This is a genomic window from Mucilaginibacter sp. PAMB04168 (assembly GCF_039634365.2).
In the GTDB taxonomy this organism is placed as follows: Bacteria; Bacteroidota; Bacteroidia; order Sphingobacteriales; family Sphingobacteriaceae; genus Mucilaginibacter.
Genome location: NZ_CP155079.2, coordinates 696629 through 715304 on the forward strand (window position 1 = coordinate 696629; position 18676 = coordinate 715304).

Genomic DNA, 18676 nt, shown 5'->3' on the forward strand with positions numbered 1-18676 from the left:
AGAAATATCCAATACGGTAATATTCGTTTACCCCCTTACCAGCAGATGATCCGCCATTACGCTGTCACCACCCCCAATGTCAATGATCGCTGCATCTTTTGGAAGATTTAAGCTGTTAATGATCGTTAACGAGGTTTCTGGTATTGGCTCGTACCAGCTTACTTCGGTCAGCTTTTTTAGTGCATAAACGTTTTCCCAGTGTTCTTTTTTATCAGCCATTGTTAAGATATAAACTTTTTGATCGCTTCACTAAGATCGAACACGTTGGTTTTCGAATCAAATGCGTTAGCAACAATACTGCTGCCGGCAGCACTGCGGTAGCCTCCGGCGCAATGCACCACAATAGGTTTACTGAAAGGAATTTCCGCTAAACGCTCACGCAGTTCATATAGTGGAATAGGAAGAGCATTCCGGAAAACCGGCTGCGCTTTTACTTCAGCTTCGTTTCGGATATCGACTATCGTGTATTGCTCCGGGTGCGCAGCAAAATGAGCAAAATTCAGTTCTGCCATTTGTTCGTGGCCTCCGTCAATCACAAATGCGGCTTCTAAAAAAGCTTCGTAACCGATTTTAGCGGCTTTACCGATCACTTGCTTTAGTTTCTCCTCGTTTTCAGCTACTAAATAAAAAGCTTCTTTGGGTGCGATAATGCTGCCCAGCCAAGTCTCAAATTTGCCGCCATCCTGAATATTGATCGATCCTGGCAAATGCCCTTTTTTAAATTCCTGTTCAGGGCGGGCGTCGATAATAAACATTTCGCTGTTCAGCTCGACCGGTTTTTTGGCCAGTACGCCAGCTAATGCTGGTTGTAATGGTGGTGCGCCATGCTTATTCAAGGCAACATCATAAGCAAAGTATTTTGGTATGAATGGCTGATCTTCCAGCAAGGTCTGCACAAATTCAGTTTCGCTCATTTCCTGTAACGACCAGTTGCCCGCTCTTTCTGCGCCGATAGTGCTGCGATTAGCATCGCTTAGCGCTTTACCGCATAAGGTACCTGCGCCATGTGCCGGGTAAACCCGAACCGCATCGTCCAACACCAACAATTTGTCGCGCAGTGAATGATACATCTGTTTCGCTAATTCCTCACGCTTGGCGGTGAGGTTTCCGGCTTGCTCCCGCAGATCAGGACGGCCGCAATCGCCGATGAATAAAGTGTCACCGGTAAATACGGCTTTATCCTGACCATTATGCTCCAAAACAATGCTGATGCTATCCGGCGAATGCCCTGGTGTGTTCAGGGCTTTGAGTTTTATTTTGCCGAATGAGAGCTCATCGCCATCGTCAAATGTTTGATGGGCATATTCAGCGCCCAATAGTTTAGAGCAATAAATGACCGCTCCAGTAACCTGTTGCAATTCCAGGTGCCCGCTCACAAAATCGGCGTGCGGGTGGGTTTCGATCACACCGATAATGGTGGCTTCGTGTGCTTTGGCGTAAGACAGGTATGGCGTAATATCCCTTGATGGGTCGATCAGCACGATCTTGTTTTCACATTCGCTTAATATCGCATAGGAATAATGCGACAGGCCTTTATCTTCAAATTGTTCGATCTTCATATCAATGAGGGAGTTTTTCACGTAATAGACCATAAACCCAGGTGCCTGCTATGGCACTCAGCAGCGTTACTGTTGTAACTAAAATACCACTACCGATCTGCGCGAACAACGGGCCGGGGCATGCGCCGGTAAGCGCCCAGCCTAAGCCAAAGATCAAACCGCCATAAACATATCCCCAGTTAAATTTTTTATCCGGAATAATAATAGGCTCCTGATGGATGGTTTTGATATTAAAGCGCTTGATCAATAATATGGAGATCATGGCTACTACAATAGCGCTACCGATGATCCCATACATATGAAAGGATTGCAAACGGAACATTTCCTGTATGCGGAACCATGAGATCACCTCGGATTTGATCAGGATGATACCGAAGCACATCCCTACCAGTAAAAACTTCAGGTTCTTCATAGCTGTAATAAATAAGGTAAGATCAACCAGGTCATGACGAAGCCGCCGATCATAAAGCAGCAGGTGGCTACCAGGGAAGGCCACTGTAAAGAGGAAATACCCATAATGGCATGGCCGGAAGTACAGCCACCGGCATAGCGTGTACCAAAGCCAACCAGCAAACCGCCAATTACAATAAACACAAACCCTTTTAAAGTGGTAAGCGCCTTGAAACTAAAAATATCCTGTGGCAGTAAACTGCTGAAATCTTTAATGCCCTGCTGCTGCAAGGCAACAATGGTTTTAGGATTGATGCCCACCGGTCCGGGATCGGACAATAAATGCGCGGCGATGAATCCGCCTATAACGATGCCTGCAATAAAAAACAAATTCCATGTGTCCTTCTTCCAGTCGTATTTAAAAAAGGAAATATTTGCCGGGATACAAGCCGCGCATATCTGCCGCAAAGTAGATGAGATACCGAATGTTTTGTTACCCAATATTAATAGTGCCGGCACGATGAGCCCTATCAACGGCCCGGCTACATACCAGGGCCACGGTTGTTTAATGATGTCCATGTGAGTTAGTTAAAGTGCTTATTAAAACAAAGATACCCATAGCGAGTACAAACCAGCCAAAGGCAGGTTTCAGGCGAGTGTCGCTAAAGAACCGCGTGAGGTAACTGCCAAGGATGATACCGGCAATGGCAAAACCCGAAAAAATGGCTAAAAACGCGTAATTTATCACCACATGCCCGGTGATATCACCAAATACACCCAGCAGCGAGCTTATGGTCATTACCATAAGTGAAGTGCCCACCGCCTTTTTCATTGGCAAACCTGCGAACAAAACCAGTGAGGGAATAATAAGAAAACCACCGCCAACGCCTACAAAACCAGTGATGAGGCCAACAGCTATGGCCTGGAAAATTAATCTTGTATAACTAAGCTCTAGGGAACTACCACGATCTTCCTTTTTATTCCGGATCATCGAAAGGGATGCTGCCAGCATCAGAGCGGCAAAAACCAGCATCAGTAACATGCTTTTGGTAACAGCCCAGTGTCCAAGCGTAAGTAAGTGAATTGGTATCACCGGCATTATCCATCTCCGCATGGTAAATACGGCGGCCAAGGATGGTAAACCGAAGATCAACGCGGTCTTAACATCCACATTGCCTTTTAGGTAATGGCTGGCCGCGCCTGCGGTACTGGTTAGTCCAACTACAAATAAGGAGTAAGTGGTCGCTAACACCGGATCGATAGCAAAAAAATAAACGAGAATAGGTACGGTGAGAATAGAGCCACCGCCGCCAATTAAACCGAGGGACAAACCAATTAAAACCGAAGCTGCGTAACCTGCTATTTCCAAAACCTGATGATTGATGGAACAAAGCTATTTGCTTTCGGCCTGGTTATTGGTGACTTATGTTACACAGGGAAATTTAAAGTGATCTTATTGCGGGAAAGAGTAATCATTTCCTTCTTTTCCATTTGCTTAAGCAGGCGTGATATGACTTCGCGCGTAGTGCCCAACTCTTCTGCCAGTTGCTGGTGAGTGACCTGAAACTCATGGGAATTGAATACCGCGGCTTTCTTCTTGAGCAGTTCTACAATACGGTCATCCAGTTTTTGAAAGGCAACCTCATTGATCACAGTTAGCAATTCTTCGAAACGCTGGTGGTAAAGTTTAAAAATAAAGTCGGCCCATTCGGGATAGCTCTTTACCCATTCGCTGGCTTTGGTAATGGGCAGCATCAAGACGTCGGCATCTTCTTCTACCTCCAGGCGTACTTTCGAGGTATCCTCATGTATCCCGGCCAGGAATGACATGATACAGCTTTCGCCGGGTTTGATATAATATAAAAGGATCTCGCGGCCGTCCTCATCCTGCCGCATAACCCGCATACTGCCGGATAAAAGCACCGGCAATGATCGCACATAACTGTTGGATGACATCAGCACCGTACCCGCCGGTAATTGCTTCCGCTGGCTGTTCTCTTCTAATGCTGATTGCAATGCTGGCCCAAACTGTATCATGCGGTAAATTTAGCAGGCTTGCGGCTTATTAACGAATACTGCTTCTTCAAATGCTAATGCTAAAACCCGGTTGCATTGCTTGATGAAATATGATCCCCTGTTTTTCAAAGTGCTTACTGTAGGTCTCGTAGCGTTGTTTTAAAAAGAAATCCTTGGCGTAGCCATCGTGCACTGGTAGTACGGCCTTGGGTTTAATACGATCTGCAAAATCCGCTACCGCTATCTCTGTCGTGAACGGAGCCATGACAGGCAGAATTAATAATTCAGGCTGTTGAAATTCATCATCATAAGTGCCAAAAGAATCCGCAGGATTTAAGATCCTGCCATCGATCAAGTAGGCTTGCATATCAGGCAGTGGACTATCAAGAATATTCTCATGTTTTACATTGATCGCCTGCAAAGCAAAAGGACCGATATCGAATTTTCCCGGCTCAACCAACTCACAAAAAAGACCAGACCCTTTTAGTCCCTCAGCAACTTCTTTATTGGTGTAGATCGTTGCGCCGCTTAACTTAACAATGGCTTTCAACTTTTCTACGTCCAGGTGGTCTGGATGGTCATGGGTAATGATGACAGCATTGACCTTGTTAAATTCCTCAACGTTTACCAAGTTCTCGGCAAAGGTAAACTTACCGGGATCAAATAATAACCGAAAACCGTCTTTTTCTAATAGCACGCAAGAGTGGATATATTTAGATATTTTCATACCATTTGAATATGATAAATAAACCCTCAAATGATGGGAAAGTTTCCAGCTCAACCAAGCTATCAAATCTCATTGCCGAGAAAAAGATCTATGATTGTAATCAGACATAACGATAACTAAAAATTATCGAGTATGTGTCTTAACCATGTTGATATATCGTGAATAAAGACTTGCCTGTTCTTTTCACTTCCTGCGGGATATGCGGTGGTCAGAATTTCAGATGGAGAGACACCGGCATCGATAGCTGCTTTCCTGACATTGGGAGCAATTCGCTTCATTAAAATGATAACGTGTTTAGGTTGAATCAAACGCATACGATCTGCTAACTGTTCGGCAGCATAAGGCGTTAAGTTAACTGATGTTTCTTTACCCAGAGGATATAGATGATCCAGGACGCTGCCGGACTTGTTAAAAAAATCAAGAAAATCGTCAGCAGAACTAAATTTACCAAAAGCCTGTTCAAAGGCCGCGCGCATTGCCCGGAATAAATTGGTGTTTTTTAAATAAAAATGGTTGTTGGTAGAGCCAGGTGCTTCGGCAATAAACATGATAATGACTTTTTTCTTCTTTTCAGTCATATCAGATGCTTATAGGCTCTTATAGCTTTTAGCGAATCGCATAAATATTTCTGCTAATGATGAAGGTTGACCGTGTGGCAGGATAAAATAAAATGGCCGCTCAATAGTCAGGTCTTTAATGTCGATGATCCGGCATTCGTTATACTTCAACTCTTTCAAGATCGACTGCACCGATACAAATGCAAAACATTTGCTGTGTAGCAAATAAGACTTTATACTTTCCGTGCCGCCTAACTGCATTTCTATCTTCAGATCTGATAATTTGATATTGAAAGGCTTTAAAGCGTGAGCAATAACGTCCAACGTTCCCGAACCGGGTTCACGAAGCAATAAAGGCAGTTCTTTTAATTCCTCCGGTTTAATGCTGTCTTTTTTAAAAGTATTCGAGGCACTACAGATCAGCACCAGTTCATCACTCAAAAATTCTTGGTAGCTCAACTGCCGATTACGGAGGATGCCCTCTACAATGCCCAGGTCAATCTCTTTATTCAGTAAGGCCTGCTCAACCTGCTCCGTATTACCTGGCACCAGGTTCACTTGTACATCTTTAAACTTTTCGTGGAACCGGGCTAATACCGGGGGAATCACGTATTGCGCAACAGTATTACTGCCACCGATACGCAACGTACCCGAATGTTTTTTGATCAGTAGGTTCATATCAAAGTCCAGCTCGTTGTAAACAGCGGCCAGTCTATCCGCATAAGCCAGCAACATTTCGCCAGCAGGTGTGAGCGATATTTTTTTATTCCCGCTACGATCTATCAGCGTGGTTTTAAACTGTTCTTCCAGCTCTTTAATATGCTTGGTCACAGCAGGCTGGCTAATAAAAAGTTCCGTGGACGCCTTGGTAAAGTTCAGCCGCTTGGCCACTGTGTGAAAAACCTGTAATCGAAAATCGAACATACTGATAAATGTTATTAGCTAAGTCGGAAAAGTAACAACAAAAAAGGGAAAGTAGCTGCCGTCAATACGATAACAGGTACAGCGATTTTTAGAACTTTGTCGCCAATAATAATTTTTTGGTCATCAAATTCATAATGGACGTAACGTTGAATAGTTTTCATGATCTTCTTTATTTATATCTCAAAGATCAATCATAAAACTAAGCCATTTTCATCGTCAAAATAGATGGTTGATAGTCTAAAGTTATGAAAATAGCTCAAGCATATAAAACAAAAGCAGGCTGCTTCTGTCGATCTGTTTTTGCTATAGTTTAACAGTGAGCTTTATTCCCATCCCCACTTTTTAAATAACGCATGGCCATCGATACTTTGTAAGAATTGAATGAATTGTTTGGCTTGCGCTGCGTGTTTGGTATTGGATGTCAGCGCTACCGGCGTACCACGAAATAGCCGTGATGCCAAAGGCAGTTCTACAACCTGTGTAACATCTTTCAGATTCTCATGCCATGAGGCATAGGTGATCCAAGCATCGTAACTTTGATCTTTCTTCCAAGCCTCAATACCCAACGCAGTATTGGCAAAAGATCCGCCAATGTTTCGCTGTATCTCACCGATCAGGTTTTCCTTACCCGCAATATCTTCCCATAAACCCAACTGTCCTGCGCCATTTACGTCAAGTATTTTAATGCCAGGTTTGGCAAGGTCTTTTAAACCGATAATATGTTTGGGATTACCCGGCCTTACTAAAATAGCTGCACGTCTTTTATAAAGTTCTACACGTGTTGCAGCATCAACCATTCCCGGATGGGTTTGCATAAACTGCGTAAGCATATATTCCGCCCCGCCGTAGATCACATCACCGTCTTTCTGCGCTTGTGAAAGCCACTTCGGTTCCGGGCCACCAGTCACTTTGACCGGGATACCTGTTTTAGCGATGAATGCCTTAGCGCAATCCTGCATGGCTGATAAAGGGCCGCCGGGGCCGTATGCATAGATCGTATCCTTTGTTTGTCCAAATAATACAATGGACTTTAAAACAATTATAGTGGTAATTAAAAGTTTCATTTTTTGGCAGGTTGTGGGGTATAGCGTAAATAAGGTTTTACAATGCGGTGTCCCTCTGGAAATATTGACTCAATGTCTTCTGTTTTAACACTCAGACCAATAATCACATCCTCGCCTGTTTCCCAATTCGCTGGGGTCGCCACACTGAATTCATCCGTCAACTGAAGAGAATCGATCACCCTCAACACTTCGTTAAAGTTGCGGCCGGTGGATGCCGGATAAGTTATCATCAATTTAACTTTTTTATCAGGCCCGATGATAAACAGAGAACGGACGGTAGCTGTCGCTGATGCGTTCGGGTGGATCATGTCGTATAATTCCGAAACTTTTCGATCGTCGTCGGCGATCAGCGGGAAGTCAACGTTACAGTTTTGTGTTTCATTGATATCGCTTATCCATGATAAGTGCTTATCAAGCGGATCGATGCTTAAAGCCAGCGCCTTAACGTTTCTCTTATCAAACTCGCTTTTTAATAAAGCCGTTCTTCCGAGTTCGGTTGTGCAAACAGGTGTATAATCTGCCGGGTGAGAGAATAATACTCCCCAGCTGTCGCCAAGGTATTCGTAAAAATCGATCTCGCCGATGGTTGTTTGTGCGGTAAAGTTGGGAGCTAAATCCCCTAAGTGTAATGACATATCTTAAATTATTAGTCTTTATTTTGTAATGAACCCGTATTTTTTATAAATGGCTTTTGCGGTCGGGCTTATTAAAAAGTCCATAAAATCCTGCGCAGCCCGCGCGTGTGGTGCGGTTTTTAGTTGGCCGGCCACATAAGTCGCGCTGATATTTTCACCTTCCGGTATTTCTACCATATCTGTCGGGTGGCCGATCATTTTTTGATAATAGGCTTCGGTGTACCATACCGGTGCAGCATCACTTTGTTGATACATAATGCGCATCGGTGTTTGGCGATGGTGTATCTGGGTCAAGAAGGTTTTGCCGTTTTTTACCTTGGTGTCCATGATCTCCTTTTTCAGAGTTTCACCACCAGCTTTGACATAAGCCTCTTCGATACGCTTACCGATACCTTCCCATTCCGGGTTGGGCATGCTGACACGCACATCAGTACGTCCCAGGTCTTTTAATCCTTTCACCTTTTGGGGGTTACCCTTTTGCACCATAATAGCTAAGCGGTTGTAAGCATAAGGTGCGGTCTTGCTGAAATATTCCGGCATCTGATCGATACGACTTTTTCCTGCGGTGTAAACATCCGGCTTAAGCGTAATACGCATATTTCCGATAACGATGCTACCCCCCATGATCTGTTTAGCCAATATGCCCGGTGGCAGGGTTTCGGCAAATACACGCTGGTATTGCGGGTATTGTTTTTTGAAGGCGGACATCAGGTCATCGATACACATGAACTGGTTCCCGGCAAAGAAGACCACCAGTTGCGGATCGTTAATGTCGCCGAACAGGTCGGGTACATTGTCCACTCCTGGGACGGTAAACTGTACTTTACTTTCAGGTGGGGTATTCCATGGCGGATCGAAACGATGATCCTGTGCTTTTGCCTGGCTTCCTAAAGCTATTATTGCTGTTATTGCAAATGTTATTTTCTGAAGATATTTCATGATGTTTTATATAAATTGAATGAGGGTACTGATTAAGGATGCACGGTGGCCCAGCCTTCGTACTGGCGGATGATGATCTCACCGTTGCCGCTCGGCACATAAGAGATAAATGGGAACAGGTCAGCTTTATCGATCTTCCTTTCCTTAATGGTATTATTACACTGTGCCAATACCACTCCCTTTGCCTGGAGGTCCTTTAAAGTTTGCTCATAAGCACTACTTTTCATGTAAACAGCTACACCGTCGCCAAAAGCGATGAGCTCAACATGGAGTTTACCTTTCAGTCTTGTGTCTTCCAGCGCATTATTGATGTTTCTTAATGTCCCCTTGATCTTTTTATCATCGCCGGAATTGATGATATAAAGCGCATTGTAATGCTTGAGCTTTGCGGTTGCGCCGGTAAAGGCCGCTGGATCGGTTTGTTGGGCCTTAACATTTTTTGTGAAAGCGGTCAGCGCTACTGCTGCTAAAATGATGATGTACTTTTTCATGGTCTCAATTTTATGATTTTATAGTTGTTACTTGTTTCTGGGCGTCTTTAATAGGTTTGAATGGCCCGTATTTATGCTGCTTCTCGCTGAACTGGTCGGCGTAAGGCCCGAACGGAAAATCTATCGGTTTCTTCTTCAGGTCTTTCCAGTCGTTATGTTGGTCTTTATGGGGACGCGGCTGGGAGTTAACGAAAGCTCCAACGTTCCATGCTTCTTCATCTGTTAATTGCGGACTATGATATGAAGCGCCGTATGGCATATTGTTTTTCACAAATCCTGCAAAATTGGTCAGCCTGTACATACCTGCACCATCATTGTAACTGTGTTTTCCCCATAATGGCGGGTTGGCGTAGGTTTTTTTATCAGCATTCAGCAAGCCCTCGCCGTTAGCACCGTGGCAGCTTTGGCATTTCATCATAAACACTTCCTTACCCTTGGCCGGGTCTGCTGCCTGACCCATGAATGCCAGCTTTTCTGTTGCATTTCCAAATAGCTTTTGACCTTTCTTTACGTCCTTACCGATCCACTTCATGTAAGCGAGCATGGCCTGAATCTCTTTACTGGAAGGATTAGGTACTTTACCCGCCAAACTACGCTCGAAGCATTCAGCGATACGTTCTTCGGGCTGCTCCACCCGGCCACTCCTGTTGCTCAGTTTTGGGTAACTGGCAATAAAGCTGGCATAATTATTACCGAAAAGGCGTGACCCGGCATCAAGGTGGCAGTTCTGACAATTCATCCCGTTCGTTATCTTCGCGATGCTGCCTTGAGGACCAAAATATTTGGCGGTATGTGCGACGAGTTCCCTGCCATATTTGATCATCTCGCCATCTTTACCTGCAGGTATGGTATTTTCATCAGGGGCTTTCCAGGCATCAGCCGGAATAGGGCGTGGTGTAGTGCCGGCAGAGGCTTCGGTAGATGGAATGGTAGCAGGCTGATCAGACCTTCCATATACCTGTTGGGAAACTTCACCCGGTTTATGATCAGCTGGCACTACCAATGTCACGATCACTGCTATTATACAAACCGCAAACAAAACACTTACGGTTATTAAGGCCTTTGATACCTTGACCAAAGCTTTGGTCACTTCCCTGTTTTCGTCTTGCTGTTTCATTTTGTTTGTTGGTTGATACATCAAAAGTACAGCTGAAAACGGCTGAAGTTATATCACAAATTATGATGATCGATAATCTGTGGTTATTGATCATCTATTGATAATCATTTTTTGGCTGGTAAAATTCATCTTCTTCCATCAGGGAATGTAGAGTTCTTTTCCAAACAGAATATAGTTCGCCGCAGGAAGCGCTGAGGATCGCCTTACCTAAATTGCTTTTCACAAAAGATGCGACCTCATCTAAGGCTACCCATTGATATTTATCTGCCTCCTGATCAGGGAAGCAAATTTGGTCAAGCTGGTCGGTGGATATAGATTTAGCTTTGAATATCAGATGTATGCTATCACCATAGCTGATCTTTTCACCTATTACAGGCTCCGAATAATATACATGGTATAAGCCTTCAATATTTGGCATAATACCGGTTTCCTCCTGACATTCACGGATAGCACCCGCCATTGGGCTTTCTCCAGATTCCACGATGCCTCCGGGTAATGTCCATCTTTGAGTCGATCTTTTCCTAATGATCAAATAGAGATCGTTGTGCGGGATCAATACACAGGCGGCTATTGTTTTTCGCGGAAGTCCTTTGTAATATTCTTCGGGGGCTGTGATCATATGACAAGGTGCTAAAAGCTATATACACAGATTTTTGAATCAGCGTTACTCAATTTTAAGAATACCTACCTGACCTCATTGGGTGCGCTATCAGGTGTGTCTCAATTTAGCTACCAACTATTAAATGTTATGATCTATTATGCTGGTGGAAAAATGAAATGCTTGTTATCATACTAAATAGACATCTATTAAGAATTTCTATTATAGTAGTCTTCAATGGCCTGCCCAATAGTATTGGCAAGCTCCTGCGAGATTTCGCCATTAACAATGCTCCATGAATTATCACCGTTATTAATCAGCGTGATCGTTCCGGCACCGGTCTGCACGACAAATGTCTCGTCCTGGTGCGTTACGTTATATCGCATTTCGGATCCGCCTTCCAATGTAGCTGTTATATTAAATTGTGTGCCTCCCATGATCTATTAACTTTAAACTATTGCAATTGTTCAGACGAAAGTTTGATCAGGTATTGGGTAATAGATACCAAAGCAGCAGCCCGCTGACGAGTACTATCGCAACGGTCATCAAAAGCGACAAGGCGAACGAAGGGAAATAGGCGTTTCTAAGCAATTGTTTTTCAATACGTCGATATCTAAAATAGCTTAATAAAGCCATCAGGGCACCGATAGCGACGAGGATGATCCCGATGGTTGCGGAAAAGCCCTTCCCGGGCAGGAGAACCTTATCAGTAATAACGAGGGATAATTGCTTGACGAACAAACTGAATTTTACCACTACAAAGCCAAAACCCATCAATGCTATGCTGGTTCTTATCCAGGCCAAAAAGGTGCGTTCATTGGCCAGATGGTCACCGGGGTTGATCTTTTGCTTGCTTGTATCTGCGCCTGACATATTCATATGATCTAAGCAATTAAGTGGCTAAATTGTTGGCAACCATACGGGATTACCTACGCAAACAAAATAAACTTCTAAACCTTATTTATTTAACACTCCAATCAAGACCGATCAATTATGGGCCATAAACAAATCAATGCCACCAGCAATAATGGAAGACGTGCTTTTCTGAAAGGGACGGTTCCGGTCATGGCAACCGCATTCATTCCGGGTATCGCTTCAGCGAGTAACGAAGATAAAGGGCCCCAACCATCCTTCCCGGGCCTGATCATCAGAGAAAAGGAGCCGGTCAATTTTGAATTTCCTTTTCCGATGCTTTCCAGTATGATCACGCCCAATAACCAGTTCTTTATACGAACACATTTTCCCATTCCAAGATTGAAGGCAAAAGAATGGGAGGTCAGGATCGGGGGGCATGTCAATAAAGAGATTACACTAAGCTATGATGAGTTACGTGCTTTGCCCGCTAAAAAAGTGATGGCAACATTGGAGTGCGCCGGAAACGGGCGGGCCAACCTGGCTCCAAAGGTAAAAGGCTTATTGTGGGAACAGGGTGCCGTCGGAAATGCAGAATGGACCGGTGTACCACTTTCTGTAGTATTGGAAAAGGCCGGCATAAAGCCGGGCGCAGTAGAGATCATTTTAGAAGGCGCAGACAAGGGTGAAGTTTCGGAAGAACCTAAATCTCCTGGTGCTATCCACTTTGCCAGAAGCTTACCGCTTACCAAAGCGATGCAGGCGGAAGTGATCCTTGCCTATCAAATGAACGGAAAGGACCTTAGTTCCGAGCATGGGTACCCGGTGAGGGCGATCATCCCGGGCTGGTATGGTATGGCTTCCGTAAAGTGGCTTACCAAGATAACCGCGGTGAATAAGCCCTTTGATGGCTATTGGCAAACCCTGGAATACGCTTACTGGAAACGCACTGATGACCAGCCGACTCTGACCGCAGTCACCGAGGTACAGGTAAAAGCAGAGATCGCCAGACCAGCGCTAAGCGAAGTGATCCCTGCCGGTAAAACATACCGGGTGCATGGTGCGGCCTGGTGCGGAGAAAATGAAATAACCAAAGTCGAGGTCAGCTTCGATGAAGGTGTAACCTGGAAACCGGCAAAGTTGCTAGGCAAGCACGTTAAGTTCGCCTGGCGGCTTTGGGAATACAACTGGCAGGTTCCTGCGGGCGATAGCCAATATAAACTGATGTCGAGGGCGACCGACAGTCAGGGAAATACGCAACCCATGGAACACGACAAGGATCGCAGGACCTATATGGTCAACAAGATCGTTACCGTTAAAATAGAGGCGCGGTAGAACCGCGCCCCGCCTCTGCAGTTAATGCTTTAGAAATCGTTCATACCAATGCGGCCGGCTTTTACCCAGGTCACCCAAAGCGGAGTCGGGCGTTATGCCGGCATTTAGCAATTTAGGGATGGCGATCCTTTGCGCGCTGTAAATGCCCGAATGACCACTGAATAAATAGGCTGTAAAACAAGCGATCGCATAATAAAGTACGTGTTCACCGCCAAACAGTTCTACTCCCATGACCGTACAGGCCAGCGGCGTATTGGTCGCGCCGGCAAACACGGCAATGAATCCCAGCGCTGCAAATAAGCCTACCGGTGCATGCAATACAGCAGATAAAGTGTTACCAAGGGTAGCCCCGATATAGAATAAAGGGGTTACCTCTCCGCCTTTAAATCCAGAGCCGAGCGTGATAGCCGTATAGATCATTTTCCAAAACCAACTGAACAGGTCTGCGCCTCCGGCATGAAAAGCCGACTGGATCGTAACGGCCCCGGGATACTCTGCGGCGACACCAAGGCTCAGGTAGTCAGGTTTGCCATTGAGATAGGTCAGCGCGATAATGACCAAGCCACCCGTAAAAGGGATCAGCCATTTCGCTCGTATAAAATGACCTGAAACGACCTTGATCGCGTGAACTAGTGAAGAAAACAAAGCACTGGACATCCCAAATGCCGCGGACGCTAACATTACTTTTACCATTAACAGACCATCAAAAGGTAGATAAGCCGATAAAAAATAGGGTTCATGCCGAAAGGCGCTGATCTGGTAGGCCGTATGGTGGACTCCCCAGGCTGCTACCGTATAATCTCCGGCAACTGCGCCGATCAGTGCAGGCAATAATGCTTTATACTGCATACGCCCTATGGCCAGGACCTCCAGAGCGAACAGCGCACCCGTCAGCGGTGTGCCAAACACGGCACCGAACCCGGCGGCTACTCCGGACGTGAGCAGCAGCTGCATGTCCTGAATGGATAGTCTGTACCATTTTCCGAATAAATGGGCAATGCTTCCGCCGATCTGTACCGCGGTACCTTCACGACCGGCAGAACCACCGAACAAGTGTGTCAATACCGTGGTCAATAGAATGATCGGTGACATTTGCGGTGGCACGCCCCCGCCTGGTTCATGTATCTCATCCATGATCAGGTTATTGCCTTTTTCAGAAGATCTGCCGACCGAGCGATAGATCAAGTGGATCAGTACCCCGGCCAGCGGGAGCAAAAATAGAAGCCAGGGATGATGGAACCGGTAAATGATGGCCAGGTCCAGTATCCATAGAAACAAGGCGACCATACTTCCGATAGCGACAGCTACCGGAAGTATAAGCAAGCTCCACCTGATCAGTTCTTTAACGATCCGGTAGCGCTCCGAGGTGATAAGGGCTTTCATATCCTGATCTGCTGCTACCGTTTAAAAGTTTCGATCCCTGCAAAACGGGCCTTGCTACCCAGTTCCTGTTCAATGCGTAAAAGCTGATTAAATTTGGAGACCCGCTCCGAGCGGCAGCCACTTCCCGTTTTAATATGCCCGGCATTGGTGGCTACCACCAGGTCAGCGATGGTCGTGTCCTCGGTTTCACCGCTTCGGTGGGAGATGAAACAATGGTAGCCGTTCTGCTGCGCCAATGCTACAGCTTGTAAGGTCTCTGATACCGTGCCTATCTGATTAAGCTTGATCAATACGCTGTTCCCGATACCACGATCGATGCCTTCCTGAATGATCGAAGGGTTCGTGCAAAAGATATCGTCGCCGACCAATTCCACTTCGCTGCCCAGCTGATCGGTCATGATCTTCCAGCCATCCCAGTCATTTTCGCCCAAACCGTCTTCTAAAAGCACGATAGGATAGGTTCGGATCCATTTTGCCCATAGATCGACCATCTCTTCCGAGGTATAACGCTGCTGGTCACTTTTGTACATTTTGTAATGACCATTATCCCACATTTCACTGGTAGCCGGGTCCAGGCAAACAGAGATATCCTCGCCGGGTTTGTATCCGGCTTTCTGAATAGCTTGCAGGATCACTTCGATGGCCTCTTCATTAGAGCGGAGGTTGGGCGCAAAACCACCTTCATCGCCCACACCGGTATAATAGCCTTTGTCAGATAATAGCTTTTTCAATGTATGGAATACCTCTTCTCCCATGCGGATACTTTCTTTAAAGTTCGGCGCATGGTGCGGGGCGATCATGAATTCCTGAAAATCCAGGTTATTGTCCGCATGCCGACCACCGTTGATCACGTTCATGCATGGGACCGGCATCACATAGGTATCGCGCTCGATAAGCTGACGGTAAAGGGGAATCTTTTTGGATACAGCGTTGACCCGCGCAAAGGCGATGGAAGCGGCCAGAATGGCGTTAGCGCCTAACCGAGCCTTATTAGGTGTTCCGTCCAGGTCGATCAGCATTTTGTCAAAGGCTGCCTGATCCGCAAATGCAGAGCCGATAACCGTGCGCTTAACTTCCTGATTGATTCCAGCTACTGCTTTTTCAACGCCCTTGCCCTGATAGCGGCTTTTGTCGCCGTCGCGTAGTTCCACCGCTTCTTTCTCACCAGTGCTGGCACCCGATGGTGAGATTCCCCTTGCTGTGGATCCATCTTCTAGAGTGATCTCCGCTTCAACGGTCGGATTACCTCTTGAATCCAAAACTTCCCTGGCCATAATGTTCTTGATGTTCATTTTATGTTGTTTTTAAAAGTTTAAATCGTATGGATAAAACCATGAACTAATGCCGGAACAATGAGCAGGGAGGTGACCTGACTAGATACGAGACGGAATAGAAAAGGGATTTGTGTATCGCTGATCATTCACCTACAATAATGTTCACGACAAAACCTGCAAGGTTTTATCTATGCTATAATTGTAGGCGTCATCAGCACGAGGCGGTTATTTTGAACGGAAGACACCATTTCCGTTTAGATCATAACAAATAACAAACCATTTGTTTTTAAAAAAATGATCGTTTTTATTTTGCGCCTAAGTAACGCGGTATCCCACTGCCGGTAACCAATCGATTTGAATTTGACAGGGATATAATCATAGGCTTAGAAATATAGCATCCCCCTTTTTTCACGGAATATTATCGCATGATATAAAAAGAGGGGGCATCCTCAAACAGGTGATCGTTAAAAATGGTCATTGGAGATGCGCTTGCTGAAACCGCGATCACGATTCACTTTGACCGCCAACTGGAGGAGAACATGCTGAATATGCGTGCAGAATTTCTGCTGACCAGGCTCAACCTGAAAGTAAATTATGCGGAATTTCGTTATTTGCTTAAAGCAGCCAGTGTACTGAACCGGCGGTAGAAGATCTTTGATTGCAAAAAAGAAAAGCCCCTAAGGGCTTTTCCTAACCTTCCGATTGCGGCTGATGAACTACTCCCATCATGTAATCAGCTGCTTTCTGCGCTTGTCCTGCTGCTTTCAGGATCAAGGTCTTATCATTCTTCAACGCTTTCAGCCAGCCTTGCAGGTAAGCGGCACTGTTCTGGATGGTTTGCTGTTGTATCCCGGTAATGGCGCATAGAAATGCAGCGGTCAGTTCAGCCGTAAGTTCTTCCCTCGAATAAGCCTCACTACCGTATTTGTTGGGATGGGTGATCTCTTTACGGCGTAAACGGCTTTCATGCCCCGTGCTATGCGCCAGTTCGTGAAACAAGGCACAGTAGTATTCCTCGCTGCTGTCAAATCGGGCGATGTCCGGCACGGCTACCAGGTCTTTCAGCGGATAATAAACCGGGTATTGGCCGTTGAGGTTCAATCGTGGCCTGTTGGGCATCTCTTGAATGATCTGCTCACAAGCGGCTATCTCCTCGGCATCTGACCTGAACAAGGCTTCGACCTTTGGAAACTCAATGCCCTCGGTCTGGTCGATGTTAAACACGGTATGTACCTTGGGCACCATACGTGTCTGTTGTGCAGCGCTGTCACCGTCGGTTAATTGCTTTGCTGCATCATCATCCAATCCTTTGACCTTAATGCTGGCCCAGTAGGTGATCTTTGTGCCTTTCTCGCCTTTCTTAATGGTGCCACCTAAGTCCTGTGCCTGTTTGAAGGTGATGTAATACGGCAGGCTGTAGCCCTTCAGCATCGTGTGGAAATTGAGCCAGAAGACATTCCAGCCCCGGTAGCTGATCCCGGTCGTTACGTTCATCGGGAAGCCGACCTGGTTCCAGCTGCAACGCCACACGATGTTGCCGCTTTCCATTTGTTCGATCACTGCGTCTGTTACTTCCTGATAGGTGTCCTTAAAATTCTTAGTAGTTGCCATAACCTTAAAGTTTTAATGCGTAAAAAATTAATGATGGCTGCCACCCCGCCCGCAGGACGCAATAAGGGCAAGGTGGAGATCCTAAAAATGCGGAGGCTCCCGGAGGTACGAAGGGATACCCATTTTTTGGATACGACCTTGATTCCAAAGAAAAAAAAACAATGGCACCCGTTTGCGGACTGACGGGCGAACTTTGCGGCAAATGATTAATGCTTACGTCTCTCTGCTTTTTCGCTGCAGATCGCAGAGCCTGCCGGTTATTGACATGATCGCAATTTATCAAGAGCTATGCGAAAGAATGGAGCATCGTTCTGTACGATCCGGCAAAGCGGTTGAGGAATGAGTTCAGGAATAACGAAACGGCTTTGCTGCGAAAATGATTAAACAGGATAACCTGTCCATACTTACTACGCTAACTTTTCACCTCCGGATCTGAGCCTGAGAAACTGATCCAGCATGACGGAATGGTCGTGCATCCGGAGAAGGATATCCAATGATCCAAAGTAGGTAAGGATGGCGCTTTCCGGTAGCTCTGCCAGCTTGCAGAGGTTCGGTGCGGTGAGCGCTTCATAACCTTTTTCCTGCAACAGCAGATCTATAGCGATCCTGAAACGGTGCCAGACCTGAACAAACTCAATCATCGGGATAGATTCTGCGGGCTTTTTTTCCATGGCTAAAAACGGCTATATTATTTAAGCTAAAATAACGCTCGTTTTTAACCAAAGTGGTGACATGCTCCATATTTTTGCTTCCTGATGCGCCCGATACATTTCAAAAAAGCCTCATAGGAGATCGGCTTGGGCAAGTATTCGAAGGCTTCATCGGGGAAGATCTCCTGTATCCGCCAGGGCATGGAAGAGATAAAAATGATCGTCGTGTGTCCCTTAACGGCCTGGGCGAAATCTATACCGTTCATGCCATGCACATAGTTGCTTAGAAAAACCAGGTCCGGCCCGCCCGGTCCAGTAACATCGGATAATGCAGTCAGCGCATTGGCCGATGAGCCAGCAAATGTCAGACCAATGGTCTGATCGATGAATCCGGCAAGGTGGCCCACCTGGTGCTTTTCATCTTCTAAGATGAAGCAGTGGAGTAATCGGTCATTCGAGGTCGTCATCTTAAAACTTAAAAAGGCCTCATACAAGATAGGCAAAATCATTGGATCTAAAAAGGGCCGGAAAAGATCCGGCCCTGTTCCTTACTG

At 45.8% G+C, this 18676-nt stretch carries 25 protein-coding genes and 1 riboswitch; of the genes, 2 read left to right on the forward strand and 23 right to left on the reverse strand.

Annotation, left to right across the window (positions count from 1 at the left end; all coding sequences use genetic code 11):
- Positions 1–27: 27 nt before the first annotated feature.
- From ABDD94_RS02935 to ABDD94_RS03020, 18 genes are all read right to left on the reverse strand, one after another.
- On the reverse strand, positions 28–219 hold the full coding sequence (locus ABDD94_RS02935; protein ID WP_345954609.1) for a hypothetical protein: 192 nt from the start codon (positions 217–219) through the stop codon (positions 28–30).
- A gap of 2 nt (positions 220–221) precedes the next feature.
- Entirely contained in the window at positions 222–1559 is a 1338-nt protein-coding gene (locus ABDD94_RS02940; protein WP_345954610.1) for a rhodanese-like domain-containing protein, read from the reverse strand.
- Between the two features lies 1 nt (position 1560).
- Complete coding sequence (locus ABDD94_RS02945; protein WP_345954611.1) at positions 1561–1971, reverse strand: DUF6691 family protein; 411 nt, start codon at positions 1969–1971, stop codon at positions 1561–1563.
- On the reverse strand, positions 1968–2528 hold the full coding sequence (locus ABDD94_RS02950; protein ID WP_345954612.1) for a YeeE/YedE thiosulfate transporter family protein: 561 nt from the start codon (positions 2526–2528) through the stop codon (positions 1968–1970). The genes ABDD94_RS02945 and ABDD94_RS02950 overlap by 4 nt, the downstream gene beginning before the upstream one ends.
- The gene (locus tag ABDD94_RS02955; RefSeq protein WP_345954613.1) at positions 2515–3318 is read right to left on the reverse strand and encodes a sulfite exporter TauE/SafE family protein; all 804 of its coding nucleotides are present in this window, start codon (positions 3316–3318) and stop codon (positions 2515–2517) included. Before ABDD94_RS02955 ends, ABDD94_RS02950 begins: the two co-directional genes overlap by 14 nt.
- Before the next feature lie 59 nt (positions 3319–3377).
- Positions 3378–3986 carry a Crp/Fnr family transcriptional regulator gene (locus tag ABDD94_RS02960; protein ID WP_078346164.1) on the reverse strand — a complete coding sequence of 203 codons (609 nt, stop codon included), beginning with the start codon at positions 3984–3986 and terminating at the stop codon, positions 3378–3380.
- Positions 3987–4032: 46 nt separating this feature from the next.
- Positions 4033–4692, reverse strand: a complete 660-nt coding sequence (locus ABDD94_RS02965; protein WP_345954614.1) for an MBL fold metallo-hydrolase — start codon at positions 4690–4692, stop codon at positions 4033–4035.
- 116 nt (positions 4693–4808) lie between these two features.
- Positions 4809–5270 carry a hypothetical protein gene (locus ABDD94_RS02970; RefSeq protein WP_078346161.1) on the reverse strand — a complete coding sequence of 154 codons (462 nt, stop codon included), beginning with the start codon at positions 5268–5270 and terminating at the stop codon, positions 4809–4811.
- A 9-nt stretch (positions 5271–5279) separates the two neighbouring features.
- Complete coding sequence (locus ABDD94_RS02975) at positions 5280–6173, reverse strand: LysR substrate-binding domain-containing protein (RefSeq protein ID WP_345954615.1); 894 nt, start codon at positions 6171–6173, stop codon at positions 5280–5282.
- Between the two features lie 14 nt (positions 6174–6187).
- Entirely contained in the window at positions 6188–6334 is a 147-nt protein-coding gene (locus ABDD94_RS02980; RefSeq protein WP_345954616.1) for a hypothetical protein, read from the reverse strand.
- A 162-nt stretch (positions 6335–6496) separates the two neighbouring features.
- Positions 6497–7237: a substrate-binding domain-containing protein gene (locus ABDD94_RS02985; RefSeq protein ID WP_345954617.1), complete on the reverse strand. Its 741-nt coding sequence runs from the start codon at positions 7235–7237 to the stop codon at positions 6497–6499.
- A complete protein-coding gene (locus tag ABDD94_RS02990; protein ID WP_345954618.1) occupies positions 7234–7872 on the reverse strand; it encodes a peroxiredoxin in 639 nt (212 codons plus the stop codon). The genes ABDD94_RS02985 and ABDD94_RS02990 overlap by 4 nt, the downstream gene beginning before the upstream one ends.
- Positions 7873–7890: 18 nt before the next feature.
- Positions 7891–8811, reverse strand: a complete 921-nt coding sequence (locus tag ABDD94_RS02995; protein ID WP_345954619.1) for a substrate-binding domain-containing protein — start codon at positions 8809–8811, stop codon at positions 7891–7893.
- Positions 8812–8843: 32 nt separating this feature from the next.
- Positions 8844–9302, reverse strand: a complete 459-nt coding sequence (locus ABDD94_RS03000; protein ID WP_345954620.1) for a DsrE family protein — start codon at positions 9300–9302, stop codon at positions 8844–8846.
- Positions 9303–9312: 10 nt separating this feature from the next.
- Positions 9313–10419: a c-type cytochrome gene (locus ABDD94_RS03005; RefSeq protein ID WP_345954621.1), complete on the reverse strand. Its 1107-nt coding sequence runs from the start codon at positions 10417–10419 to the stop codon at positions 9313–9315.
- Positions 10420–10513: 94 nt separating this feature from the next.
- Positions 10514–11038 carry an NUDIX hydrolase gene (locus ABDD94_RS03010; protein ID WP_345954622.1) on the reverse strand — a complete coding sequence of 175 codons (525 nt, stop codon included), beginning with the start codon at positions 11036–11038 and terminating at the stop codon, positions 10514–10516.
- A gap of 188 nt (positions 11039–11226) precedes the next feature.
- Positions 11227–11454, reverse strand: a complete 228-nt coding sequence (locus ABDD94_RS03015; RefSeq protein WP_228169690.1) for a hypothetical protein — start codon at positions 11452–11454, stop codon at positions 11227–11229.
- 46 nt (positions 11455–11500) lie between these two features.
- Positions 11501–11890, reverse strand: a complete 390-nt coding sequence (locus ABDD94_RS03020) for a DUF202 domain-containing protein (RefSeq protein ID WP_345954623.1) — start codon at positions 11888–11890, stop codon at positions 11501–11503.
- 327 nt (positions 11891–12217) lie between these two features.
- Between ABDD94_RS03020 and ABDD94_RS03025 the strand changes: the two genes are divergently transcribed.
- On the forward strand, positions 12218–13204 hold the full coding sequence (locus ABDD94_RS03025) for a sulfite oxidase (protein ID WP_345954624.1): 987 nt from the start codon (positions 12218–12220) through the stop codon (positions 13202–13204).
- A gap of 21 nt (positions 13205–13225) precedes the next feature.
- Here the strand turns inward: ABDD94_RS03025 and ABDD94_RS03030 are convergent, their stop codons facing one another.
- Both ABDD94_RS03030 and eno read right to left on the reverse strand, forming a co-directional pair.
- On the reverse strand, positions 13226–14587 hold the full coding sequence (locus ABDD94_RS03030; protein ID WP_345954625.1) for a voltage-gated chloride channel family protein: 1362 nt from the start codon (positions 14585–14587) through the stop codon (positions 13226–13228).
- Between the two features lie 14 nt (positions 14588–14601).
- The gene (gene eno / locus ABDD94_RS03035) at positions 14602–15879 is read right to left on the reverse strand and encodes a phosphopyruvate hydratase (RefSeq protein WP_345954626.1); all 1278 of its coding nucleotides are present in this window, start codon (positions 15877–15879) and stop codon (positions 14602–14604) included.
- A gap of 177 nt (positions 15880–16056) precedes the next feature.
- Positions 16057–16122: riboswitch (Fluoride riboswitch) on the reverse strand.
- Between the two features lie 209 nt (positions 16123–16331).
- Between eno and ABDD94_RS03040 the strand changes: the two genes are divergently transcribed.
- Complete coding sequence (locus ABDD94_RS03040) at positions 16332–16508, forward strand: hypothetical protein (protein WP_345954627.1); 177 nt, start codon at positions 16332–16334, stop codon at positions 16506–16508.
- 43 nt (positions 16509–16551) lie between these two features.
- On the opposite strand, the gene ABDD94_RS03045 is transcribed toward ABDD94_RS03040, so the two are convergent.
- The 3 genes from ABDD94_RS03045 to ABDD94_RS03055 all read right to left on the reverse strand — a co-directional run bounded on the left by ABDD94_RS03045 (position 16552) and on the right by ABDD94_RS03055 (position 18631).
- On the reverse strand, positions 16552–17472 hold the full coding sequence (locus ABDD94_RS03045) for a zincin-like metallopeptidase domain-containing protein (protein WP_345954628.1): 921 nt from the start codon (positions 17470–17472) through the stop codon (positions 16552–16554).
- Between the two features lie 407 nt (positions 17473–17879).
- Positions 17880–18143: a hypothetical protein gene (locus tag ABDD94_RS03050; RefSeq protein WP_345954629.1), complete on the reverse strand. Its 264-nt coding sequence runs from the start codon at positions 18141–18143 to the stop codon at positions 17880–17882.
- A gap of 44 nt (positions 18144–18187) precedes the next feature.
- Positions 18188–18631, reverse strand: coding sequence for a hypothetical protein (locus ABDD94_RS03055; RefSeq protein ID WP_345954630.1), 444 nt, complete (start codon positions 18629–18631; stop codon positions 18188–18190).
- Positions 18632–18676: the final 45 nt, after the last annotated feature.

Bases quoted from the DNA above. Each gene is read 5' to 3' on its own strand.
- ABDD94_RS02960 (WP_078346164.1), bottom strand. From the start codon at position 3,986: ATGATACAGTTTGGGCCAGCATTGCAATCAGCATTAGAAGAGAACAGC.
- ABDD94_RS02985 (WP_345954617.1), bottom strand. From the start codon at position 7,237: ATGAAACTTTTAATTACCACTATAATTGTTTTAAAGTCCATTGTATTA.
- ABDD94_RS02940 (WP_345954610.1), bottom strand. From the start codon at position 1,559: ATGAAGATCGAACAATTTGAAGATAAAGGCCTGTCGCATTATTCCTAT.
- ABDD94_RS02980 (WP_345954616.1), bottom strand. From the start codon at position 6,334: ATGAAAACTATTCAACGTTACGTCCATTATGAATTTGATGACCAAAAA.
- ABDD94_RS03050 (WP_345954629.1), bottom strand. From the start codon at position 18,143: ATGGAAAAAAAGCCCGCAGAATCTATCCCGATGATTGAGTTTGTTCAG.
- ABDD94_RS03015 (WP_228169690.1), bottom strand. From the start codon at position 11,454: ATGGGAGGCACACAATTTAATATAACAGCTACATTGGAAGGCGGATCC.
- ABDD94_RS02990 (WP_345954618.1), bottom strand. From the start codon at position 7,872: ATGTCATTACACTTAGGGGATTTAGCTCCCAACTTTACCGCACAAACA.
- ABDD94_RS02935 (WP_345954609.1), bottom strand. From the start codon at position 219: ATGGCTGATAAAAAAGAACACTGGGAAAACGTTTATGCACTAAAAAAG.
- ABDD94_RS03020 (WP_345954623.1), bottom strand. From the start codon at position 11,890: ATGTCAGGCGCAGATACAAGCAAGCAAAAGATCAACCCCGGTGACCAT.
- ABDD94_RS03055 (WP_345954630.1), bottom strand. From the start codon at position 18,631: ATGATTTTGCCTATCTTGTATGAGGCCTTTTTAAGTTTTAAGATGACG.
- ABDD94_RS02995 (WP_345954619.1), bottom strand. From the start codon at position 8,811: ATGAAATATCTTCAGAAAATAACATTTGCAATAACAGCAATAATAGCT.
- ABDD94_RS02950 (WP_345954612.1), bottom strand. From the start codon at position 2,528: ATGGACATCATTAAACAACCGTGGCCCTGGTATGTAGCCGGGCCGTTG.
- ABDD94_RS02965 (WP_345954614.1), bottom strand. From the start codon at position 4,692: ATGAAAATATCTAAATATATCCACTCTTGCGTGCTATTAGAAAAAGAC.
- eno (WP_345954626.1), bottom strand. From the start codon at position 15,879: ATGAACATCAAGAACATTATGGCCAGGGAAGTTTTGGATTCAAGAGGT.
- ABDD94_RS03025 (WP_345954624.1), top strand. From the start codon at position 12,218: ATGATCACGCCCAATAACCAGTTCTTTATACGAACACATTTTCCCATT.
- ABDD94_RS03010 (WP_345954622.1), bottom strand. From the start codon at position 11,038: ATGATCACAGCCCCCGAAGAATATTACAAAGGACTTCCGCGAAAAACA.
- ABDD94_RS02970 (WP_078346161.1), bottom strand. From the start codon at position 5,270: ATGACTGAAAAGAAGAAAAAAGTCATTATCATGTTTATTGCCGAAGCA.
- ABDD94_RS02975 (WP_345954615.1), bottom strand. From the start codon at position 6,173: ATGTTCGATTTTCGATTACAGGTTTTTCACACAGTGGCCAAGCGGCTG.
- ABDD94_RS03045 (WP_345954628.1), bottom strand. From the start codon at position 17,472: ATGGCAACTACTAAGAATTTTAAGGACACCTATCAGGAAGTAACAGAC.
- ABDD94_RS03030 (WP_345954625.1), bottom strand. From the start codon at position 14,587: ATGAAAGCCCTTATCACCTCGGAGCGCTACCGGATCGTTAAAGAACTG.
- ABDD94_RS03040 (WP_345954627.1), top strand. From the start codon at position 16,332: ATGGTCATTGGAGATGCGCTTGCTGAAACCGCGATCACGATTCACTTT.
- ABDD94_RS02945 (WP_345954611.1), bottom strand. From the start codon at position 1,971: ATGAAGAACCTGAAGTTTTTACTGGTAGGGATGTGCTTCGGTATCATC.
- ABDD94_RS03000 (WP_345954620.1), bottom strand. From the start codon at position 9,302: ATGAAAAAGTACATCATCATTTTAGCAGCAGTAGCGCTGACCGCTTTC.
- ABDD94_RS03005 (WP_345954621.1), bottom strand. From the start codon at position 10,419: ATGAAACAGCAAGACGAAAACAGGGAAGTGACCAAAGCTTTGGTCAAG.